Origin of the sequence: Pseudomonas citronellolis (assembly GCF_029335315.1) — a bacterium.
Lineage (GTDB): Bacteria > Pseudomonadota > Gammaproteobacteria > Pseudomonadales > Pseudomonadaceae > Pseudomonas > Pseudomonas citronellolis_A.
The window spans coordinates 18230-39449 of record NZ_JARJLT010000267.1; the positions used below are offsets into that span (position 1 = coordinate 18230).

Annotated in this window: 18 protein-coding genes; 8 read left to right on the forward strand and 10 right to left on the reverse strand. The window is 67.2% G+C overall.

The genetic code is table 11. From position 1 onward, the window contains the following. Positions 1 to 12: 12 nt before the first annotated feature. Complete coding sequence (gene ubiA / locus P3W75_RS20155) at positions 13 to 903, forward strand: 4-hydroxybenzoate octaprenyltransferase (protein ID WP_276229077.1); 891 nt, start codon at positions 13 to 15, stop codon at positions 901 to 903. Positions 904 to 1018: 115 nt separating this feature from the next. On the opposite strand, the gene P3W75_RS20160 is transcribed toward ubiA, so the two are convergent. Further along, positions 1019 to 1384, reverse strand: a complete 366-nt coding sequence (locus tag P3W75_RS20160; protein WP_276229078.1) for a COG4315 family predicted lipoprotein — start codon at positions 1382 to 1384, stop codon at positions 1019 to 1021. Positions 1385 to 1629: 245 nt separating this feature from the next. Between P3W75_RS20160 and phoB the strand changes: the two genes are divergently transcribed. The 6 genes from phoB to P3W75_RS20190 all read left to right on the forward strand — a co-directional run bounded on the left by phoB (position 1630) and on the right by P3W75_RS20190 (position 8222). Next, a complete protein-coding gene (phoB, locus tag P3W75_RS20165) occupies positions 1630 to 2319 on the forward strand; it encodes a phosphate regulon transcriptional regulator PhoB (RefSeq protein ID WP_276229079.1) in 690 nt (229 codons plus the stop codon). Between the two features lie 81 nt (positions 2320 to 2400). Next, positions 2401 to 3654 carry a phosphate regulon sensor histidine kinase PhoR gene (gene phoR / locus P3W75_RS20170; RefSeq protein WP_276229094.1) on the forward strand — a complete coding sequence of 418 codons (1254 nt, stop codon included), beginning with the start codon at positions 2401 to 2403 and terminating at the stop codon, positions 3652 to 3654. A gap of 70 nt (positions 3655 to 3724) precedes the next feature. Beyond that, the gene (locus P3W75_RS20175; protein ID WP_276229080.1) at positions 3725 to 5065 is read left to right on the forward strand and encodes a hemolysin family protein; all 1341 of its coding nucleotides are present in this window, start codon (positions 3725 to 3727) and stop codon (positions 5063 to 5065) included. A gap of 341 nt (positions 5066 to 5406) precedes the next feature. Continuing rightward, positions 5407 to 6753, forward strand: a complete 1347-nt coding sequence (locus tag P3W75_RS20180) for a C4-dicarboxylate transporter DctA (protein WP_276229081.1) — start codon at positions 5407 to 5409, stop codon at positions 6751 to 6753. A 66-nt stretch (positions 6754 to 6819) separates the two neighbouring features. Beyond that, entirely contained in the window at positions 6820 to 7521 is a 702-nt protein-coding gene (locus P3W75_RS20185) for a FadR/GntR family transcriptional regulator (protein WP_276229082.1), read from the forward strand. Continuing rightward, positions 7518 to 8222 (forward strand): GntR family transcriptional regulator, encoded by a 705-nt coding sequence (locus tag P3W75_RS20190; RefSeq protein WP_276229083.1) that lies wholly within the window; start codon positions 7518 to 7520, stop codon positions 8220 to 8222. Before P3W75_RS20185 ends, P3W75_RS20190 begins: the two co-directional genes overlap by 4 nt. Here the strand turns inward: P3W75_RS20190 and P3W75_RS20195 are convergent. From P3W75_RS20195 to P3W75_RS20210, 4 genes are all read right to left on the reverse strand, one after another. Beyond that, positions 8212 to 9108, reverse strand: coding sequence for a peptidoglycan DD-metalloendopeptidase family protein (locus tag P3W75_RS20195; protein ID WP_276229084.1), 897 nt, complete (start codon positions 9106 to 9108; stop codon positions 8212 to 8214). The two genes, P3W75_RS20190 and P3W75_RS20195, sit on opposite strands and share 11 nt — an antisense overlap. A 112-nt stretch (positions 9109 to 9220) precedes the next feature. Continuing rightward, on the reverse strand, positions 9221 to 10117 hold the full coding sequence (locus tag P3W75_RS20200; protein WP_276229085.1) for a response regulator: 897 nt from the start codon (positions 10115 to 10117) through the stop codon (positions 9221 to 9223). A gap of 89 nt (positions 10118 to 10206) precedes the next feature. Beyond that, the gene (locus P3W75_RS20205) at positions 10207 to 11520 is read right to left on the reverse strand and encodes an MFS transporter (RefSeq protein WP_276229086.1); all 1314 of its coding nucleotides are present in this window, start codon (positions 11518 to 11520) and stop codon (positions 10207 to 10209) included. A 25-nt stretch (positions 11521 to 11545) separates the two neighbouring features. Continuing rightward, complete coding sequence (locus P3W75_RS20210) at positions 11546 to 12721, reverse strand: M20 aminoacylase family protein (protein WP_276229087.1); 1176 nt, start codon at positions 12719 to 12721, stop codon at positions 11546 to 11548. Between the two features lie 156 nt (positions 12722 to 12877). Here P3W75_RS20210 and P3W75_RS20215 point away from each other — a divergent pair, with 156 nt between their 5' ends. Further along, on the forward strand, positions 12878 to 13828 hold the full coding sequence (locus tag P3W75_RS20215; RefSeq protein ID WP_276229088.1) for a LysR family transcriptional regulator: 951 nt from the start codon (positions 12878 to 12880) through the stop codon (positions 13826 to 13828). Between the two features lie 192 nt (positions 13829 to 14020). On the opposite strand, the gene phoU is transcribed toward P3W75_RS20215, so the two are convergent. From phoU to P3W75_RS20240, 5 genes are all read right to left on the reverse strand, one after another. Next, complete coding sequence (gene phoU / locus P3W75_RS20220; protein ID WP_276229089.1) at positions 14021 to 14749, reverse strand: phosphate signaling complex protein PhoU; 729 nt, start codon at positions 14747 to 14749, stop codon at positions 14021 to 14023. Positions 14750 to 14838: 89 nt separating this feature from the next. Then, complete coding sequence (pstB, locus tag P3W75_RS20225; RefSeq protein ID WP_276229090.1) at positions 14839 to 15675, reverse strand: phosphate ABC transporter ATP-binding protein PstB; 837 nt, start codon at positions 15673 to 15675, stop codon at positions 14839 to 14841. A gap of 55 nt (positions 15676 to 15730) precedes the next feature. Continuing rightward, on the reverse strand, positions 15731 to 17407 hold the full coding sequence (gene pstA, locus P3W75_RS20230) for a phosphate ABC transporter permease PstA (RefSeq protein ID WP_276229091.1): 1677 nt from the start codon (positions 17405 to 17407) through the stop codon (positions 15731 to 15733). A gap of 25 nt (positions 17408 to 17432) precedes the next feature. Then, a complete protein-coding gene (locus tag P3W75_RS20235; protein WP_430765393.1) occupies positions 17433 to 19409 on the reverse strand; it encodes an ABC transporter permease subunit in 1977 nt (658 codons plus the stop codon). Positions 19410 to 19851: 442 nt separating this feature from the next. Continuing rightward, positions 19852 to 20823, reverse strand: coding sequence for a phosphate ABC transporter substrate-binding protein PstS family protein (locus P3W75_RS20240; protein WP_276229092.1), 972 nt, complete (start codon positions 20821 to 20823; stop codon positions 19852 to 19854). Between the last annotated feature and the right edge of the window lie 397 nt (positions 20824 to 21220).

The following is a 21220-nucleotide window of genomic DNA, read 5'->3' on the forward strand; positions in this document are numbered from 1 at the left end:
CCGGAGGAAGCCATGTTCGTCGCCCTGATCAAACCCCTCGCCCGCCTGCACCCCCGCGCCTGGGACTTCATCCAGCTGACCCGCATGGACAAGCCGATCGGCATCTACCTGCTGCTGTGGCCGACGCTGTGGGCGCTGTGGATGGCCAGCGAGGGCATGCCGAGCCTGAAGAACCTGGTGATCTTCGTCCTCGGCACCGTGCTGATGCGCGCCGCCGGCTGCGTCATCAACGATTTCGCCGACCGCAATTTCGACGGCCACGTGGAACGCACCAGGGCGCGGCCGCTGGCCACCGGCAAGATCACCACGAGCGAAGCCTGGATCGCTTTCTTCAGCCTGCTGGCGAGCAGCTTCGTGCTGGTGCTGTGCACCAACGAGCAGACCATCTGGCTGTCCTTCGGCGGCGCCGCCATCGCGGCGCTCTACCCCTTCATGAAGCGCTACACCTACTACCCGCAGGTGGTGCTCGGCGCGGCCTTCTCCTGGGGCATCCCGATGGCCTTCACCGCCGCCAGCGGCAAGCTGCCGGCCGCCGCCTGGCTGCTGTTCTTCGCCAATGTGCTGTGGACGGTGGCCTACGACACCTACTACGCGATGACCGACCGCGAGGACGACCTGAAGATCGGGGTGAAATCCACCGCCATTCTCTTCGGCGACGCCGACCGGGTGATCAACCTGACCCTGCAGAGCCTGATGCTCCTGCTGCTGGTGCTGGCCGCCGGCAAGCTGCACCTGGGCTGGTGCTTCTACCTCGGGCTGGTGGTCGCCGCCGGCTGCTTCGCCTGGGAATTCCACTCCACCCGCGGCCGCGACCCGCAGGCCTGCTTCAAGGCCTTCCTGCACAACCACTGGGCGGGCCTGGCGATCTTCCTCGGCACCGTCGCCGACTACGCGCTGCGCTGAAGCCGGGCGCCACACGCCCACCCCGTCATTCCCGCGAATGCGGGAACCCAGAGACTCTGGATCCCCGCATTCGCGGGGACGACGGGGGAAACCAGTTTGCCGCTACGAGAGCGCTCTACGGCTTGGCCGTGTGCCAGACGTTCATCTTGCCGTCGCCCTTCGCCTCGCCGGCGGCCTTGTCCTGCACGAAGGTGTACAGCGGCTTGCCCTTGTAGGCCCACTGCTGGGTGCCGTCGTCGCGGGTGACCACGCTCCAGTCGCCGCTGGCCATGGCCCCGGTCTCGGCGGCCAGGGGTGGCCAGTTCTGCGCGCACTTGTCGTTGCACACCGACTTGCCGCCGCTGTCCTTGTCGAAGGTGTAGAGGGTCATGCCCTTGGCGTCGACCAGCATGCCGTTCTTGCTCATCGCCGGTTCCGCCGCCTGGGCGGCCAGGGCCGGCACGGCCAGGCACAACGCCAGGGCCAGGTGTTTGCAATTCATCGTCGATCTCCTCTGGAGAGGTAGGACCTTCTGGGGAACGCGGCCGGGACGACGGCGGTTCGGGCAGGCCGTCACGGCGGGCCCGGTGGCGCGCGCGGTACCACCCCGGTGGGGCGGTCAGGTCAGCATAGTAGAGCGGCCCGTCACCCGCCGGCCTCGCACCTCGGCTAACATGCCGGCGTCACATCGCTGTAATAATTCCGTTATCTAATGCGGCGCAGTACAGAATCCCGAGGCTAGACCCCATGGTTGGCAAGACAATCCTCATCGTTGACGACGAAGCGCCCATCCGCGAGATGATCGCCGTCGCCCTGGAGATGGCCGGGTACGAGTGCCTGGAGGCGGAAAACGCCCAGCAGGCCCACGCCACCATCGTCGACCGCAAGCCGGACCTGATCCTGCTCGACTGGATGCTGCCGGGCACCTCCGGCATCGAACTGGCGCGCCGCCTCAAGCGTGACGAGATGACCCAGAGCATCCCGATCATCATGCTCACCGCCAAGGGCGAAGAGGACAACAAGATCCAGGGCCTGGAAGTCGGCGCCGACGACTACATCACCAAGCCGTTCTCCCCGCGCGAGCTGGTGGCCCGCCTGAAGGCCGTGCTGCGCCGCACCGGCGCCGGCGACAGCGAAACGCCGATCGAAGTCGGCGGCCTGATGCTCGACCCGATCAGCCACCGCGTCACCATCGACGGCCGCCCGGCCGAGATGGGCCCCACCGAATACCGCCTGCTGCAGTTCTTCATGACCCACCAGGAGCGCGCCTACACCCGCGGCCAGCTGCTGGACCAGGTCTGGGGCGGCAACGTCTACGTCGAGGAACGCACCGTGGACGTGCACATCCGCCGCCTGCGCAAGGCGCTCGGCGAGGTCTACGAGAACCTGGTGCAGACGGTGCGCGGAACCGGCTATCGTTTCTCCACCAAGAGCTGATCGCGCCCCCGCGCCTGATATTCACAAGGAAAGGACCTGGTGAACCAAGACTGGCGTGGCGCCCTGATTCGCCATCTGCTGATGTTGATGATCGCCGCCGCGCTGATCGGCGCGGTGAGCGGGCAGTACGGCTGGGCGCTGGCGGGCTGTCTGGGCTTCTACCTGGGCTGGACCCTGTGGCAGGTGCTACGCCTGCACAAATGGCTGAAGGACCACCGCGAGGATGAGCCGCCGCCGGACGGCTACGGCCTGTGGGGCGAGGTGTTCGACAGCATCTACCACCTGCAGCGGCGCAACCAGCGCGCGCGCGGCCGCCTGCAGGCGGTGATCGACCGCATGCAGGAATCCACCGCCGCCCTGCGCGACGCCGTGGTCATGCTCGACGCCGACGGCAACCTGGAGTGGTGGAACCTCGCCGCCGAACGCCTGCTCGGCCTGAAAAGCCCGCAGGACGGCGGCCAGGCGGTGACCAACCTGATCCGCCATCCGCGCTTCAAGGAATACTTCGCCCGCGGCAACTACCACGAGCCGCTGGACCTGCCCTCGCCGGTCAACGACAAGCTGCTGCTGCAGTTCCAGATCACCCTCTACGGCAACGGCGAGCACCTGATGCTGGCCCGCGACGTAACCCGCGTGCAGCAGCTGGAACAGATGCGCAAGGACTTCGTCGCCAACGTCTCCCACGAGCTGCGCACGCCGCTGACGGTGATCGCCGGCTACCTGGAGACCTTCCTCGACAACGCCGAGAACATCAACCCGCGCTGGGCCCGCGCCCTGCAGCAGATGCAGCAGCAGGCCGCGCGCATGCAGAGCCTGCTCAACGACCTGCTGCTGCTGGCCAAGCTGGAGGCCACCGACTACCCGGCGGACAACAAGCCGGTGGCGGTGGACCTGATGCTGCTGGCCATCCGCAACGACGCCCAGGCGCTGTCCGGCGCCCGCGAGCACCGCATCAGCCTGGAGGCCGACCCGAAGGTGAAACTCAAGGGCAGCGAGGCCGAGCTGCGCAGCGCCTTCTCCAACCTGGTGTTCAACGCCGTGAAGTACACCCCCGACGGCGGCGAAATCCGCGTGCGCTGGTGGGGCGACGAGCAGGGCGCGCACCTGGCGGTGCAGGACAGCGGCATCGGCATCGACCCCAAGCACCTGCCGCGCCTGACCGAGCGCTTCTACCGCGTAGACTCCAGCCGCAACGCCAGCACCGGCGGCACCGGCCTGGGCCTGGCCATCGTCAAGCACGTGCTGATCCGCCACCGGGGCACCCTGGACATCAGCAGCGTACTGGGCAAGGGCAGCAGCTTCGTCTGCCACTTCCCGGCACAACAGGTGGCCTGAACCAAGGCCGTCTTGCCAGCGCCGCGCGCTGCCGCCATGCTTAGCCGTTCATTCATCAGCCAACAGAACCATGGACCCTTCCCCCAGTAGCGAATTGCTGACCTATTTCGCCGACTTCGGCCTCGTACTCTTCGCCCTTCTCCTTGTCCTGCTCAACGGCTTCTTCGTCGCCGCCGAGTTCGCCATGGTCAAGCTGCGCGCCACCCGCGTGGAGACCATCGCCAAGCAGCACGGCTGGCGCGGCAACATCCTGCGCAAGGTGCACAGCCAGCTCGACGCCTACCTCTCGGCCTGCCAGCTGGGCATCACCCTGGCCTCCCTGGGCCTGGGCTGGGTCGGCGAGCCGGCCTTCGCCGAACTGCTGGAGCCGCTGCTGGCCGCAGTGGGCGTGCACTCCGAGGAAGTCATCCGCGGCGTGTCGTTCTTCTCCGCGTTCTTCATCATCTCCTACCTGCACATCGTGGTCGGCGAGCTGGCGCCCAAGAGCTGGGCGATCCGCAAGCCGGAACTGCTGTCGCTGTGGACGGCGGTGCCGCTGTACCTGTTCTACTGGGCGATGTACCCGGCCATCTGGCTGCTCAACGCCAGCGCCAACACCATCCTCAAGATCGCCGGCCAGGGCGAGCCGGGGCCGCACCACGAGCACCACTACAGCCGCGAGGAACTGAAGCTGATCCTGCACTCCAGCCGTGGCCAGGACCCCAGCGACCAGGGCATGCGCGTGCTGGCCTCGGCGGTGGAGCTGGGCGAGCTGGAAGTGGTGGACTGGGCCAACTCCCGCGAGGACCTGGTCTACCTGGAGCGCCACGCGCCGCTGGCCGAAGTGCTGGCGACCATCCGCCGGCACAAATACAGCCGCTACCCGGTGTACGACGCCGAGAAGGGCGAGTTCTGCGGCCTGCTGCACATCAAGGACCTGCTGCTGGAGCTGGCCGAGCTGGAAGGCCAGCCGGACGCCATCGACCTCGACGAACTGGCCCACCCGCTGGAGCTGGTGACCAAGCACATGCCGCTGTCGCGCCTGCTGGAGCAGTTCCGCCAGGGCGGCGCGCACTTCGCGCTGGTGGAGGAAGCCGACCACAAGGTCATCGGCTACCTGACCATGGAAGACGTGCTCGAAGTGCTGGTCGGCGACATCCAGGACGAACACCGCAAGGCCGAGCGCGGCATCCTCGCCTACCAGCCGGGCAAGCTGCTGGTGCGCGGCGACACCCCGCTGTTCAAGCTGGAGCGCCTGCTGGGCGTCGACCTCGACCACATCGAGGCGGACACCCTGGCCGGCCTGGTCTACGAAACCCTGAAGCGCGTGCCGGAGGAGGAAGAGGTGCTCGACACCGAAGGCCTGCGGATCATCGTGAAGAAGATGAAAGGCCCGAAGATCGTCCTGGCCAAGGTGGTCAAGCTGGACTGACAGGTCCGACGAAACAACGGCGCCGTTTCTTCCGCGAGGGGGAAACGGCGTTTTTCATGCTCGACGCCCAGGCCCAGGGAAACACGGGCGTAGGAGCGGGCCATTCCCGCGATCCCTCCCCGGCAACCCCGGTCTGACCAGTTGCACCAACCTGCCGCCATTCCAGGCAACTCCCCGGACACCCACTTTAGAGCCTCTCCGCCCCCTCTCGCCGTAATCCCCGGCACCATTCGTCGCGCCAAAACCCACAGCGCACTTGCCAGCGCCGGTACATGGGCATAAGTTTTACTGGTCTGACCGGTAATACCAGAACAATAACTGCGCGCCTCAGCCCTCTCCGGATGTGGACGGGCGCAGATACGGAGACCCTCGCAATGCTCATGCAACGCTGTTCCCGTTCGATCTTCCTGCAGGTGGTGCTCGGCCTGATCATCGGCGTGCTGTTCGGGGTCGGCTTCCCCGACTTCGCCGTCCAGCTCAAACCCCTGGGCGACGGCTTCATCAAGCTGATCAAGATGCTCATCGCGCTCATCGTGTTCTGCGTGGTGGTCAACGGCATCTCCGGCGCCGGCGACCTGAAGAAGGTCGGACGCATCGGCCTGAAATCGGTGGTCTACTTCGAAATCCTCACCACCCTGGCCCTGCTCCTCGGCCTGCTGGTGGCCTACGGCAGCGGCCTCGGCTCGGGCGCCAACATCGACCTGCACAGCCTCGCTGCCGGCGATGCCGCGACCTACACCGAGCACACCAAGGACATCCACGGGCCGGTGGACTTCATCATGGGGCTGATCCCCACCTCGGTGTTCAGCGCCTTCGCCAACAACGACATCCTCCAGGTGCTGGTGTTCGCCGTGCTGTTCGGCAGCGCGCTGAACCTGGTGGGCGAGCAGGCCAGCGGCGTGGCGCGGCTGATCAACGAATTCAGCCTCGTGGTCTTCCGCATCATGGGCATGATCGTGCGCCTGGCGCCGCTGGGCGTGTTCGGCGCGGTGGCCTTCACCACCAGCCGCTATGGCGTGGAGTCGCTGAGCCACCTGGGCGCCCTGGTGCTGATGTTCTACCTCACCTGCGCCCTGTTCATCGCCGTGATCCTGGGCAGCGTGCTGCGCGTCTGCGGAATCCGCCTGCGCCCCTTCCTGCGCTATTTCCGCGAGGAACTGCTGATCGTCGTCGGCACCGCCTCCTCCGACGCCGTACTGCCGCAGACCATGCGCAAGCTGGAGCACCTGGGCATCCGCAGTTCCACCGTGGGCCTGGTGATCCCCACCGGCTACTCGTTCAACCTCGACGGTTTCTCCATCTACCTGACCCTGGCGGTGGTGTTCATCGCCCACGCCACCGGCACGCCGCTGGCCGTCGGCGACCTGCTGACCATCCTGCTGGTGTCGCTGGTGACTTCCAAGGGCGCCCACGGCATCCCCGGCTCGGCCCTGGTTATCCTCGCCGCCACCCTGGCCGCAGTGCCGGCCATCCCTGCCGCGGGCCTGGTGCTGGTGCTCTCGGTGGACTGGTTCATGGGCATAGGCCGGGCGCTGACCAACCTGATCGGCAATTGCGTGGCCACCGTGGTCATCGCCCGCTGGGAGAACGACATCGACCTACAACGCACGCGTTCGGTACTCAACGGCGAAACCGGGGCGAACAAGACCCCGGTCGCCACGCCCGCCAAGGGCGAACTACGCGGCTGATGACAGCCGCCGCGCGTGCCGCTCCAATAGGCACGGCACGCGCCTTCAACTGCCTCAGGAGCAAGCATGTTTTCCTCATCCAAACTGGTCAATTCAGTGGTTCAGAAGCTGCTGGCCACCATCGAGCAGGGACGCTGGGCGGCCGGCCAGATGCTACCCGGGCAGCGTGAGCTGGCCGAGCAGCTGGAAATCAGCCGGCCCAGCCTGCGCGAGGCCATCACCGTGCTGGAAACCCTCGGAGTGGTGCGCTCGCTGCCGGGCAAGGGCGTGATGGTGCTGCAACGCGAAGAAGGCGCGCTGCGGGAAATCCGTACGCCGGCCAGCGTCACCCTGGAAGACGTATTGCAGTTGCGCTACGCCCTGGAGCCCTTCATCGCCGGGCTGGTGGCGCAGAGCATCGACAGCGACTCACTCGGCCGCCTGCGCCTGCTTCTGCTGGACATGCGCGAAGCGGTGGAGGACGGCCACGACAACGCGGTGGTCGAGGCCTACAACAGCTTCCATCGCAAGCTGGTGGCGCTGACCTCCAATCCGATCTTTCTCAGCGTCTCGCAGCAGATCGCCGGCGCCCTGGAACAGAGCGACCTGCTCGTCCAGCGCAACGTCGCCCACGCCGAAGAACTGCTGGCCGAACACGAGGCCATCGTCCGCGCCATCCGCCAGCACGACAGCGAAGGCGCCAGCCAGGCCATGCGGCAGCACATCCTCAATGAGGGCCTGCGCCTGAACCTGGCGCTGCGGGTACCGGAAGCGGGAGGGGGACGATGAGCGACGCCGAGTCGGGACCGCGCCGGCGCGGCCAGGCGCAACTGATCTACGAACAGCCGCACGGAGCGATCCTGGCCCGCCGCCTGAGCCCAGCCGCGCCGCTCAGCCAGGAAACCCTCGGGCGGATCTTCCACGCCGGCCCCAGCAGCGTGCGCCGCGCCTTGCAACGCCTGGCCCGCGAGGGCGCGGTGGAGATGCAACCACGGCGCATGGCCTGCGTCGCGCAACCGAATGCCCAGCGCCTGCGCCAGCTGCTGGGAACCCGACTGCTGCTGGAGAAGGACATTCTGCGCCAGCTCGCCGGGCGCCTGGACGAGCAGGCACGACAGGAATTGCATGGCTGCATCGATGCCGAACTGGCCTGTCTGGAAGGCGACGATCAGGCCGGCCTGCTCGGCCACGCCCAGCGCTTCCACCTGCGCCTCGCGGAACTGACCGGCAGCCCCCTGCTGCCAGAGCTTCTGCGCCAGCTGCTGGAGCGCATCACGCTGAACATCGCCCTCGGCAGAGGGCAGCCCTACACCGCCGAGGCCTGCCGGCAACAACGAGAGCTGCTCGACGCCTTGGCGGCCGGCGCGGCGGAACGGGCCTGCGCCTGCCTGGAAGGCTACCTGGGCGGAATCGATCAACGTCTGCGCTTCGCCCCGCCACCGACCACCGACCTGCACGCGGCCTTCGCCGGGAAGCTGGCTATTCCTTGACCACCGCGAAGTTCGGCAGCGTGCCGACCGGCTGGGCGAAGTCGTAGGGGATGGATTCCAGCGCCAGGCCGACGTTGCGCTGCACCACGAAGTGCAGGTGCGGGCCGCTGCTGTTGCCGGTGTTGCCCGAGCGCGCCAGCGGCGTGCCGACGTTGACCCGCTGGCCCTCGCTGACCAGCACCGAGCCACGCAGCAGGTGCAGGTAGACGCCCATGGTGCCGTCGTCGTGGAGGATGCGCACGAAGTTGCCGGAAGGGTTGTTGCCACGCCCGCTCTGGGCATTCTCCACCTTGACCACCATGCCGCCACGCGCGGCCACGATCGGCGTGCCCTCGGGCATGGCGATGTCCAGCGCGTAGCGGCTCTTGGGGGTGAAGTGGCTGTACTTGCCATTGGCGCCCTGGGTCAGGCGGAACGGCCCGCCGCGCCAGGGCAGCGGATAGCGGAAAGGCACCGGCTGCAGGCGTGGGTCGCCCAGGGCGTAACGCAGCCTGGGCTTGTACTGCATCGGCCGCGAAGCGTCGCGCGGGCTCAGGGTGGCCAGGCGGATCGCCGTGCGCGGCGCCAGCACCCAGCGGATCGGCCGCTCCGGCACGCCCACGGCGTTCTGCGCGGCATTCACGCTCAGCTCCACCTCCACCGGGGCGTAGAGGTCGTTGCGCACCTGCAGGGTCTCGAAGCCGTCGTGCTTGAGGGTCTGCAGCTTAACCTGCTGCTCCAGGTGCTCGACCATGCGGTCGCGGAAGACGAACACCTGCGCACCCGACACGGCCTTGTCCGTGTAGGTGACCACGCCATTGGCGTCGGTGTACTTGTAGATGGTCACGGCCGCAGCCGGCCCCGCAGCCATCCATAGGCCACAGAGGAAAAAGAAACGCCCTAGCATGCCGACTCTGGTTATAGGTATTCGACGGCAGCAAGACTAGCAGCCCGCTCCGGCAGCGGCGAGCCGCCGGCCGTCGGGCTGTGAAGCAGTGCGGGTTTGCCCGGGCGGCGCCTCAGGCGCCGGGGACGTAGTGCTTCTGCGTGCTGCCGCGAGCGATCAGGCGCGACAGGTAGTCGAGCTTCTGCGGGTCCTGGTCGACGAAGCGCAGCAACAGCAGCAGCCACTCGCTGTCCGGCTTGGGCTCCAGCGCCGCCACCGAATGCAGGTAGCCGTTGAGGCGCGCCACTTCGTTGTCTTCCTCGAGGTCCAGCACCGCCGTTTCCAGCACCTGCGGCAGGGCCTGGCCACGCTTCACCACCAGTTGCGCTTCCTTCAGGCTCAAGCCACGGATCACGCACGGCAGGCTGGCATTGGGCAGGCGCAGCTGGCCCTGGCCCTTGCCCTGGGGAGCGGCGCGCGACGCAGTCGCGGGCGCGGCGGCAGGCGCCGGACGCGGGGCTGCGGGGGCGGGGCTCGCGGCGGGGCGTAACACTTCGGCCTTGCCCCCGGTGAGGGCCGCGAGGGAGTCGTTCGGCGGGCCGCCAGCCAGCGTGCGCTGCGGCGCCGAAGCGGCCAGCTGTTCGAGCTTGCCGCTGCGGCTCAACGCCTTGCGGACCTTGCTCACCAGCTGGTCGTTGGAGAAAGGCTTGCCGATGAAATCGGAAACCCCGGCCTGGATGGCCTGGACCACGTTTTCCTTGTCGCCTCGACTGGTCACCATGATGAAGGGAACGTCCTTCAGCGGCGCCTGCGCCCGGCACCAGCCGAGCAGCTCGATACCGGACATCTCCGGCATTTCCCAATCGCAGAGGATAAGGTCGACCGCCTGGCGAGCGAGGTGCTGCTGGGCCTTGCGTCCGTTCACTGCCTCTTCGATGCGCAGACCCGGAAAATGGTCGCGCAAGCCCTTCTTCACCAGGTCGCGGATGAAGGGTGCATCATCCACGACCAGTACACTGACCTTGCTCATCGCTTGCTCCCTGGAACGTCAAGGCGAAGGATAGCCTCGGGCGCTGGCAGGATGCCATTCCGACGTGACCGGTCGGCCACTTCCGCTAATCAATCCAGCGCTCGCCCGGCGGTTTCCGGCGCCATCCGCAACCCCGCCAGGCATAGCAGGAGCGCGCCTAGCAGGTACCAGGCCGGCGCGTTCGGGCTGCCGGTGAGGTCGATCAGCCCGGCGGCGAAGAACTGCGCGAAGCCACCGAACACCGCGACGCCGACACAGTAGGTGACCGACAGGCCGGTCGCGCGGATCGCCGTCGGGAACAGCTCCGGCAGGATCGCCAGGGACGCCACCATGCCATAGGTCAGCGGGATGTTGAGCAGCCCCACGACCAACAGCAGCAGGCCGATGCTGGGCCAGTGGTTGAGCAGCATGAACGCCGGGTAGGTCGCCAGCAGCAGGATCGGCAGCGGCCAGAAGATCGAGCGGCGCCGGCCGATGCGGTCGCTCAGGCGCCCGGCATGGGGCGCCAGCAGCAGCGACGGCAGGCTGCTCACCAGCGCGGCCCAGGTGGCGACGCCCAGCGGCATGCCCAGCACGCTGATAGCGTGGTTGGCCAGGTAGAACTGGGTGATGTAGACCGGCACCGAGACGCCGATCACCAGCAGCACGCCGGTGAGCAGCTGCCGTGGGTGCCGGCACAGCAGCGCCAGGCCGCCTTCCCGCCCCTGTCCGCTGGCGCCCTGGGCGGCGGCGACCGGCAGGGTTTCCTCCAGGCGGTGACGGATGTATTCGCTGACCGGGATGGCCAGGATGCCCACCGCGAAGACCGCTCGCCAGCCCCAGCTGTCCATGGCCTCGGGGCTCAGCAGGTTGCTCAGCGTCAGCACCACCAGCGCACCCATGATGGTGCCCAGGCTCTGGCTGAACACCTGCCAGCTGCAGTAGTAGGCCCGCGAGCCCGAGCCGGCGTACTCCATCAGGATGGTGGTGGCGGTGCCCACCTGGCCGCCCACGGCGAAGCCCTGCAGCAGGCGCGCGACTATGATCACCAGCGGCCCGACCAACCCGGCCTGGGCATAGGTCGGCGCCACGGTGAACAGCAGCGCGCCCAGGGCCATCAGCCACAGCGTCAGGCGCATGGCCGCCTTGCGTCCGGCACGGTCGGCGTACAGGCCGATCAGCAGGCCGCCGAGCGGACGCATGACGAAGCCGGTGCCGAACACCGCGAAGGACAGCATCAGCGACGTCAACGGGTTTTCCCCGAAGGGGAAGAACAGCCGCGCCATCAGCGTGGCCAGCAGGCTGTAGACGAGGAAGTCGTAGAACTCCAGGGCGTTGCCCAGGCACACGGCGGCAATGGCGCGGGTGCGCCCGGTACGGGAAGGTTCGGCACTCGCGGCGAAGGAAGTCGTTCTTGTTGTCATCTCGGGAGTCCTCGCGAGGCGGCGTTCAGGCCAGGAAGCGCTGCGCCAACCGGACCCAGAAGGTCGCGCCCAGCGGCAGGATGCGGTCGTTGAAGTCGTACCCGGGGTTGTGTACCGCGCAGCCGCCCTCGCCGTCGCCATTGCCGATCATCAGGTAGCAGCCGGGCACCTGCTCCAGCCAGAAGGCGAAGTCCTCGCTGGCATGGATGGGCCGCGGCTCGGGCTCCAGGCCGCCCTCGCCGAGCCAGTCGAGCACCAGCTCACGGACCAGCCCGGCGCAGCCGGAATCGTTGACCAGCACCGGGTAACCATCCGCGTTGACCAGGACTTCGGCGCGGGCGCCGAAGCTGGCGGCCTGTTGCCACGCCAACTCATGGATGCGCCGCAGCAGCAGTTCGCGCACCTGCGGGCTCAGCGCGCGCACGCTCAGGCGCAGTTCGGCGCGGTCTGGAATGACGTTGGCGGCGTCGCCGGCGAGAAAGGCGCCCACGGTCAGCACCGCCACCTCGGACGGCGGCACGTTGCGCGATACCAGGGTCTGCAGGGCGCTGACCAGCGCCGCGCCGGCCAGGATCGGGTCAACCGTCTGCTCGGGCATGGCGCCGTGGCCGCCGCGGCCGTGAATGAGAATGGTCACGTCGTCGGCCGAGGCCATGCACGGCCCCGGCATGACCATGAAGCGGCCTTCGGCCAGGCCCGGCAGGTTATGCATGGCGAACAGGGCGTCACAGGGGAAGCGCTCCAGCAGGCCCTCTTCGAGCATGCGCTTGGCCCCGGAGCCGCCATGGCCTTCCTCGGCGGGCTGGAAGAACAGGTGCAGGGTGCCGCGCCAGCTGCGCTCACGGGCCAGCTCGCAGGCCGCGGCCAGAAGCATGGCGGTATGCCCGTCGTGCCCGCAGGCGTGCATCTTGCCGGGCACCCGGCTGCTCCAGGGTTGCCCGCTGCGCTCGTGGATCGGCAGCGCATCCAGCTCGGCACGCAGGCCCAGCACCGGGCCGGGGCCGCTGCGCAGCGTGGCTATCACCCCGGTGCCGGCCATCTCGGCGATCTCGTAGCCCCAGGCGCACAGCCGTTCGATGACCCGCTCGCGGGTGGAGAACTCTTCGAAACCCAACTCGGGTTCGGCGTGGATGGCCCGGCGCAGTTCGACCATTTCCGGGACGATGGCGGCTATGCCCGGCGCGATGCAGGCTCTGTTCATCGACTTGCTCCTGTTTTTCTTGTGGGATTGGACTGGATCGACACCCGTGACCGGCCGGCACCTTGGGTGAGGAGTACCTTAGCGACGGCGCCGCATGCGCATAAGCCAAAAAAATGTTGTCGTGACGACCTCCAGTATTCGGAGGGGAGGCGAGCGTTGAAACTGCATCAGTTGCACGCGTTGATAGCCGTGGCCGACGGCGGCGGCATCCGCGCCGCGGCCCGTGGCCTGGGCCTCAGCCAGGCCGCGGTGACCCGCGCCCTGCGCGAACTGGAAGAGGAACAGGGACTGCCGCTGCTGATGCGCCACGCCGGCGGCGCCCGGCTGACCACCGCCGGCCAGGTGCTGCTGCCCCGCGCCCGGCAGGTCGCCACCCAGCTGGACAGCGCCCGCCAGGAACTGGCCGCCCTGCGCGGCGAAGGCGCGGCAACGCTGTGCGTAGGCGTTACCCCATGGTTCGGCCAGACCTTGCTGGGCAACGCCCTGCAGGCCTTCCGCAGGGACATGCCGCAGGTCCATCTGGAACTGTACGAGGGACTGCAGGCGGTGATCCTGCCGCTGCTGCGCACGGGGCGCATGCAGTTCGCCCTGAGCCCGACGTGCATTCTCCCGGGCGCGGAGTTCGTGCATCAGCCGCTGGCGTACTACCGCATGCAGGTGGTGGCCCGCAACGGCCATCCGTTGGCCGGGGCGCGCTCACTCAGGCAGTTGCTGGAGGTCGACTGGACGATGAACTTCACCACCGACCGCTATGCCGAAACCACCCACGAGCTGTTCGGCCAACACGGCCTGCAGATCGCTCGCGAGCGCATCGTCTGCGCCCATTCCGCGGGCATGCTGAGCAGCCTGATCGTCGACACCGGCCTGCTCGGCTACGCACCGCAGCCGATGACGCTCTGCGAACCGCTGCGTAGCGGCGCACGGGCCCTGGCGCTGGAAGAGCCATTGGCGGATGGGGACATCAGCATCATCCGCCTGCGTGACCAGGGGCTGGACGCGACCTCCAGGCATTTCGTCCACTGCCTGCAGCAGGCGCTGAAAGACAACAGCCACGCCCGCGACCCCGCGGGCCGACAGCTGGCGCAAATGCTGAGGCTGAATTTCTGAGCGACAGACCCGGCTCGCGCCTACAAAGAGCACCTCGGCTCAGTCGGCAAGGCAGGCGCTCACCCCATCCTACGAAGAGGACTTGTGCTGCCGTAGGGCGAATAACCGTTCGCGGTTATCCGCCGCAGCCCTGGTGCGGGAGCCAGCGGCGGATAGCGCCTGGGGCGTCATGCGCCCTACAGCCGGTGCGGCTCAGCTGTCGGACTTGCCCTGCACTTCTTCTTTCATGCGGGTCAGACCGATGTGGCGAACGTCGGTGCCACGCACCAGGTAGATCACCAGTTCGGCGATGTTGCGCGCGTGGTCGCCGATGCGTTCCAGCGAGCGCAGCACCCAGATGACGTTGAGCACGCGGGAGATCGCCCGCGGATCTTCCATCATGTAGGTCACCAGCTCGCGCAGGGCGGTCTTGTATTCGCGGTCGACGGTCTTGTCGTACTGCGCCACCGACAGCGCCAGGTCGGCGTCGAAGCGGGCGAAGGCGTCCAGCGCCTCCTGCACCATCTTGCGCACCTGGCCGCCGATATGACGGACCTCGACGTAACCGCGCGGCGACTCGCCTTCCTCGCACAGCTGGATGGCGCGGCGGGCGATCTTCGAGGCTTCGTCGCCGATGCGCTCGAGGTCGATCACCGATTTGGAGATGCTGATGATCAGGCGCAGGTCGGAAGCGGCCGGCTGGCGGCGAGCGAGGATGCGCAGGCATTCCTCGTCGATGTTGCGCTCCATCTGGTTGATCTGGTCGTCGATCTCGCGCACCTGCTGGGCGAGGCCGGAATCGGCGTCGATCAGCGCGGTCACCGCGTCGTTGACCTGCTTTTCCACCAGCCCGCCCATGGCCAGGAGGTGGCTGCGCACGTCCTCCAGCTCGGCGTTGAACTGCTGGGAGATGTGATGGCTCAGACTTTCTTTGTTGATCATGATGTGGTTTCGCTCCGCGAAAGCTGCAGGCTAAGCGCCAAAGGTTGCAATTTGATGATGCGACCGCCGCTTCGCGGCGCCGGACGCCGCTAGCCGTAGCGCCCGGTGATGTAGTCCTCGGTCTGCTTCTTCGCCGGGTTGGTGAAGAGCGTGTCGGTGTCGCCGAACTCGATCAGCTTGCCCATGTACATGAACGCCGTGTAATCGGAGACCCGCGCGGCCTGCTGCATGTTGTGGGTGACTATCACGATGGTGAACTTGGATTTCAGTTCGTAGATCAGTTCCTCGATCTTCAGCGTGGAAATCGGGTCGAGCGCCGAGCAGGGTTCGTCGAGCAGCAGCACTTCCGGCTCCACCGCGATGGTCCGGGCGATCACCAAGCGCTGCTGCTGGCCGCCGGAGAGGCCCAGGGCCGACTCGTGCAGACGGTCCTTCACCTCCTCCCAGAGCGCGGCGCCCTTGAGCGCCCATTCCACCGCCTCGTCGAGGGTGCGTTTCTTGTTCACGCCTTGCAGGCGCAGGCCGTAGACCACGTTCTCGTAGATGGTCTTGGGGAACGGGTTGGGCTTCTGGAACACCATGCCGACACGCCGGCGCAGTTCGGCCACGTCCACGCCACGGGCGAAGATGTCGTGGCCGTCGAGGCGGATCTCGCCTTCCACGCGGCAATCCTCGACCAGGTCGTTCATGCGGTTGAAGCAGCGCAGCAGGGTCGACTTGCCGCAGCCGGACGGACCGATGAAGGCGGTCACGCGCTGCTTGGGAATCTGCATGGCGATGTCGAACAGCGCCTGCTTCTGCCCGTAGAACAGGTTCAGGCCGGGCACATCCAGGGCCACGCTTTCCTTGTCCAGGCGCAGGCCTTCGCGGATCGGCCGGCCGAGGGCGGCGAGGTCGATGCCGTGGCGATGGGGTTCTTGTTGCATCTCGGGTCTCCCGTTGGAGGCTCGGGCCGGCGCCGCGCGGGCGCCGGCCGCGGAATCAGTTTTCCAGCGCCTTGTACTTCTCGCGCAGGCGATTGCGGATGGCGATGGCGGAGAAGTTCAGCAGGGCGATCACCAGCACCAGCAGCAGCGCGGTGGCGTACACCAACGGCCGCGCGGCTTCGACGTTGGGGCTCTGGAAGCCGACGTCGTAGATGTGGAAGCCCAGGTGCATGATCTTCTGGTCCAGGTGCACATAGGGGAAGTTGCCGTTCACCGGCAGCGTCGGCGCCAGCTTGACCACGCCCACCAGCATCAGCGGCGCCACTTCGCCGGCGGCGCGGGCCACGGCGAGGATCAGGCCGGTCATCATCGCCGGGCTGGCCATCGGCAGGACGATCTTCCACAGCGTCTCGGCCTTGGTCGCCCCCAGGGCCAGCGAGCCCTCGCGGATCGAGCGCGGAATGCGCGACAGGCCTTCCTCGGTGGCCACGATCACCACCGGCACGGCGAGGATCGCCAGGGTCAGCGAGGCCCAGAACAGCCCCGGGGTGCCGAAGGTCGGCGCCGGCAGCGCTTCGGGGAAGAACACGCGGTCGATCGAGCCGCCCAGCACGTAGACGAAGAAGCCCAGGCCGAACACCCCGTAGACGATGGCCGGGACCCCGGCGAGGTTGTTCACGGCGATGCGGATCACCCGCGTCAGCAGCCCCTGGCGCGCGTACTCGCGCAGGTAGACGGCGGCGATCACGCCGAACGGGGTGACGATCACCGCCATCACCAGGGTCATCATCACCGTGCCGAAGATCGCCGGGAAGATGCCGCCCTCGGTGTTGGCCTCGCGCGGGTCGTCGCTGAGGAATTCCCAGAGCTTCTGGAAGTAGAACTTCAGCTTGGCGCCGACGCCCATGGCGTTGGGCTGGTAGGCGTGGACCAGCTTGCCGACGCTGATCTCGGTCTCGCGGCCGCTGGCATCGCGCATCACCACGCTGTCGCGGTTGAACTGCTGGCGCAGCTCGGCGAGCCGGCCTTCGTATTCCTGGTAGCGGCCCTGCAGTTCGGCGCGCGCGGCGGCGAGGTCGGCCTGGGCGGCGGCGTCCAGCTTGCCGTCCAGCTGCAGCCTGCGCTCCTTCAGGCGCAGGCGTTCGAGCGAATGGTTGATGCCGCCGATATCGGATTTCTCCAGGCCGCTGAGCTGCGCGTAGAGGCCGTTGACCCGCTGCAGGCGCTGCTGCAGCTCGGGCATGGCGGCGGCGCCTTCGGCCACCACCTTGCCGGCTTCCTTGACGCTCAGCAGGTAGCCATAGAAGTTGCCCCACTCGCGGCGCTCCAGGGTCAGCAGTTCCCGCGGCCAGCTGCGCTCGGTCAGCCAGTCGCCGATCACCCAGGAGAAATCGCTGCCGTACAGGTCGCGGTTGCCCAGCTTGAGCAGCTCGCGGGTCATCATCTCGGGCCCCTCTGCAGGCACCGGCAGGCCGGCGCCGCGCAGCCGCTCGCGGGGCACCTGCTCGACCTGCACTTCCTCGCCGATCAGCGTCTTCGCCGCTTCGCCCGGCACGCTGTAGCTGGCCTGCAGCACGTCGGCCGGCCAGAAGTGGCCGAGGCCGCGCACGGCGATGACGGCCAGCAGGCCGATGGTCATGATCACCGCGATGGAAACCGCGCCGGCGTTCATCCACACCCAGGGAGAACCGCTGGCGAACCAGGCTTTCACCGTATCCTGTTTCTGTTTCACGAAGTACGACCTCGTCAGGCGCCGCTCAGAGCGACGCGTATTTCTTCCGCAGCCGCTGACGGATCAGCTCGGCCAGGGTGTTCATCACGAAGGTGAAGGTCAGCAGTACCAGCGCCGAGAGGAACAGCACGCGGTAGTGAGTGCCGCCCACCTCCGATTCGGGCATTTCCACCGCCACGTTGGCGGCGAGGGTACGCATGCCCTGGAAGATGTTCAGGTCCATGATCGGGGTATTGCCGGTGGCCATCAGCACGATCATGGTTTCACCCACGGCGCGGCCCATGCCGATCATCAGCGCCGAGAAGATGCCCGGGCTGGCGGTGAGGATCACCACCCGCGTGAGGGTCTGCCAGGGCGTGGCGCCGAGGGCCAGGGAGCCGTAGGTGAGGCTTCGGGGCACGCTGAAGATCGCGTCTTCGGCGATGGAGAAGATGTTCGGGATCACCGCGAAGCCCATGGCCAGGCCGACGATCAGGGCGTTGCGCTGGTCGTAGGTGATGCCCAGGTCGTGGCTCAGCCACTGGCGCATGTCGCCACCGAAGAAGGCGGTTTCCAGGTGCGGGCTCAGCCACAGGGCGAAGGCGCCGACGGCCAGCACCACGGGGATCAGGATCGCCGCCTCCCAGCCGTCCGGCAGGGCCAGGCGCAGGCGCGCGGGCAGCCGGCTCCAGAGCAGGCCGGCGAGCAGGATGCCCAGTGGGGTGAGCAGCAGCAGGCTGAAGATGCCCGGCAGGTGGCCTTCGACATAAGGCGCGAGGAACAGGCCGGCGAAGAAGCCGAGGATCACCGTCGGCAAGGCTTCCATCAGCTCGATCACCGGCTTCACCTTGCGGCGCATCGCCGGCGCCATGAAGTACGCGGTATAGACGGCGGCGGCGATGGCCAGCGGGGCGGCCAGGATCATCGCGTAGAAGGCCGCCTTGAGGGTGCCGAAGGTCAGCGGCGCGAGGCTCAGCTTGGGTTCGAAGTCGGTGGTCGCGGCAGTGGATTGCCAGACGTACTGCGGCTTGTCATAGCTCTCGTACCAGACCTTGCTCCACAGCGCGCTCCAGGAAATCTCCGGGTGCGGATTGTCGAGGTCGAGGCTGTGCAGCTTGCCGCCCTCCTCCAGCAGGATGCGGTTGGCGCGCGGCGACAGCGCCAGGCTGCCGGACGCCGCGGCGACCTGTTGCTTGAGCAGGGTCCGGTGCGCGGTGCTGTGGAACACGCCGAGCTCGCCGGAACTGTCCAGGGCGATGAAGCCCTTGCGGCGCTGCTCCGGGATGATGGCGGTGATCGGCTTGTCGCCCAGGTGGAAGTCGCGGACATGCGCCAAGTGCGGCTCGCCGTCGGTATCGCGGGCCATGAACCACTGGCTGATGCCACCGTCGGAGTTGCCGACCATCAGCGAGATGCCGCCCAGCAGCTGGGCGCTGGCGGTGACTTCGCGGTTGGCGTGGTCGAGCAGCTTGTAGCGGCCGTTGAGCTGGTGCGTGCGCAGGTCGAAGACATCGGCCTGGGCGCGGCCGTTGATGACATACAGCCACTGCTTGCGCGGGTCCATGTAGATCGCCTTCACCGGGTCGGCGATCTGCGGCAGGTCCACGCGTTCCTGCTCGAGGGTGGTCTCGCCGGTGAGCATGTTCTCCTGGCTGCTCAGGCTCAGCAGCATCATCTGGCTGCCCGCCGAGGCGGCCAGCAGCAGGCTGTCGTCGCCGGAGGCCAGGGCCACGTGCTCCAGGGCGCGGCCCTGCTGGTCGAGAGTGACCGGCGCCTCGCCATAGGGGTATTCGACCTGCGGCGTGATGCTCCGACGGTTGTTCGGGTAGCTGACCTGGTAGCTGTGCTTGAACACCAGCACCTGGCCGTTGGACAGGCCCAGCGCGACCAGGGGGTGGCCGGGCTGATCTTCGGCGAGGGAGACCACGCGTACGCCCTGCGGCAGCTTGAGCGCCTGGCGGCTCAGTTCGGCGCCGCTATCCAGGTCGAAGAACAACACCTGACCGTCGGCGGCGACGCGCATCGCCACCTGGTTCTGCTCCTCGATGCTCAGCAGCAGCGGTGCCTGCACCTCCTTCAGCCAGGCCGGCGCCAGGGGCTCGCGGGCGTCCAGCTCGGCGCCGCGGAACAGCGGCAGCACCACGTAGGCGAGGTAGAAGAAGATCAGGGTAATGGCCATCAGCACCGACAGGCCACCGATCAGCACGTACCAGCGGGTCAGGCGGTCCTTGAAGGCGCGCAGGCGGCGCTTGCGGCGCAGGGCCGGCGTGTTGAAGTCGATCCGCTCGGGGGATGTGTTGCTCATCGATGAGGTAGCCAGGTCGTTCATGGGGCGATACGCCAGCGGCAGTCTATGACAGAAACATGACACGATGATGACGAAACGAAGCCCGTCGGCAGTCGCCTGCCAACGAGCTCGATCACTTTGCGCTCAGCCTGCTAGCGGCTGACAAAATCCGTCGCGCTTAGAGTCCCAGGTCCTTGATCGCCTTCTCGGCGACCTTGGCCGGCACCGGGATGTAGCCATCCTTGACCACCACTTCCTGGCCGGTCTTGGACAGCACCATCTTCAGGAACTGGGCTTCCAGCGGGTCCAGCGGCTTGTTCGGGGCCTTGTTCACGTAGACGAAGAGGAAGCGCGCCAGCGGGTAGGTACCGTTCAGCGCGTTCTGCTCGTTGTCCTCGATGAAGGGGCCACCTTCCTTCTTGGCCAGGGGCACGGTCTTCACGCTGGCGGTCTTGTAGCCGATGCCGGAGTAGCCGATGCCGTTGAGCGACTGGCTGATGGACTGCACCACCGAAGCCGAGCCCGGCTGTTCGTTGACGTTGGGCTTGAAGTCACCCTTGCACAGGGCCTGCTCCTTGAAATAGCCGTAGGTGCCGGACACCGAGTTGCGGCCGAACAGCTGCACCTGCTTGTTGGTCCAGTCACCGTCCAGGCCCAGATCGCCCCAGGTCTTCACGTCCTGCTTGGCGCCGCACAGGCGGGTGGCGGAGAAGATGGCGTCGACCTGCTGCATGGTCAGGCCCTTGATGGGGTTGTCCTTGTGCACGAAGACCACCAGGGCGTCGACGGCGACCGGCACGGCGGTCGGCTTGTAGCCGTACTTCTGCTCGAAGGCCTGCAGCTCGACGTCCTTCATCTTGCGACTCATCGGGCCCAGGTTGGCGGTGCCTTCGGTCAGCGCCGGCGGCGCGGTGGAGGAACCGGCGGCCTGGATCTGCACGTTCACGCTGGGGTAGAGGCGCTTGTACTCCTCGGCCCACAGGGTCATGAGGTTGGCCAGGGTGTCCGAACCGACGCTGGAGAGGTTACCCGAGACGCCACTGGTCTTCTGGTATTCCGGCAAGGCCGGGTCGATGGCAGCGAAAGCGCTTGCCGCGCCCACACCAGCGGCGGCGAAGGTGAGCGCCGCCATCAAACGCTTGAGTTTCATGCCTTGCTCCTTGGGAAAGGCCGACTGACCGGAATTCCGCGCCGCACCGGCGAGCGCGAGCAGACTCTATGAAAGCAATGTGACAGTCAGATGAAAAGCGGCAGGAATGAGCAAGGAATGTGACAGAAGCTATTACGAAATATTTCAGACGATTTACAGAAAGGGCGAGGCGAGGAAGGGCGGAGTCGCCGGGATGAACGCGAAAGGAGAAAGGGTAGAACTGAACTGAGCGAAGCGACGCCACCCGGGAGGTTGCGTTCAACTGAGTCGCTGGGTTCCCGCGTTCGCGGGAATGACGGATCAAACGTAGGCGCCCCAGGTGTCATCCCCGCGAACGCGGGGACCCAGTGCCTTTCAACGCACAGCCACTGCGCCCTGCTCTCGGACTTTTCCGCGC

Excerpts from the sequence above, each read along its gene's own strand:
- phoB (WP_276229079.1), top strand. The coding sequence starts at position 1,630 with ATGGTTGGCAAGACAATCCTCATCGTTGACGACGAAGCGCCCATCCGC.
- phoU (WP_276229089.1), bottom strand. The coding sequence starts at position 14,749 with ATGATCAACAAAGAAAGTCTGAGCCATCACATCTCCCAGCAGTTCAAC.
- P3W75_RS20160 (WP_276229078.1), bottom strand. The coding sequence starts at position 1,384 with ATGAATTGCAAACACCTGGCCCTGGCGTTGTGCCTGGCCGTGCCGGCC.
- P3W75_RS20185 (WP_276229082.1), top strand. The coding sequence starts at position 6,820 with ATGTTTTCCTCATCCAAACTGGTCAATTCAGTGGTTCAGAAGCTGCTG.
- P3W75_RS20175 (WP_276229080.1), top strand. The coding sequence starts at position 3,725 with ATGGACCCTTCCCCCAGTAGCGAATTGCTGACCTATTTCGCCGACTTC.
- pstB (WP_276229090.1), bottom strand. The coding sequence starts at position 15,675 with ATGCAACAAGAACCCCATCGCCACGGCATCGACCTCGCCGCCCTCGGC.
- phoR (WP_276229094.1), top strand. The coding sequence starts at position 2,401 with ATGTTGATGATCGCCGCCGCGCTGATCGGCGCGGTGAGCGGGCAGTAC.
- P3W75_RS20210 (WP_276229087.1), bottom strand. The coding sequence starts at position 12,721 with ATGAACAGAGCCTGCATCGCGCCGGGCATAGCCGCCATCGTCCCGGAA.
- P3W75_RS20195 (WP_276229084.1), bottom strand. The coding sequence starts at position 9,108 with ATGCTAGGGCGTTTCTTTTTCCTCTGTGGCCTATGGATGGCTGCGGGG.
- ubiA (WP_276229077.1), top strand. The coding sequence starts at position 13 with ATGTTCGTCGCCCTGATCAAACCCCTCGCCCGCCTGCACCCCCGCGCC.
- P3W75_RS20235 (WP_430765393.1), bottom strand. The coding sequence starts at position 19,409 with ATGCGCGTCGCCGCCGACGGTCAGGTGTTGTTCTTCGACCTGGATAGC.
- P3W75_RS20180 (WP_276229081.1), top strand. The coding sequence starts at position 5,407 with ATGTGGACGGGCGCAGATACGGAGACCCTCGCAATGCTCATGCAACGC.
- P3W75_RS20190 (WP_276229083.1), top strand. The coding sequence starts at position 7,518 with ATGAGCGACGCCGAGTCGGGACCGCGCCGGCGCGGCCAGGCGCAACTG.
- P3W75_RS20240 (WP_276229092.1), bottom strand. The coding sequence starts at position 20,823 with ATGAAACTCAAGCGTTTGATGGCGGCGCTCACCTTCGCCGCCGCTGGT.
- P3W75_RS20205 (WP_276229086.1), bottom strand. The coding sequence starts at position 11,520 with ATGACAACAAGAACGACTTCCTTCGCCGCGAGTGCCGAACCTTCCCGT.
- P3W75_RS20200 (WP_276229085.1), bottom strand. The coding sequence starts at position 10,117 with ATGAGCAAGGTCAGTGTACTGGTCGTGGATGATGCACCCTTCATCCGC.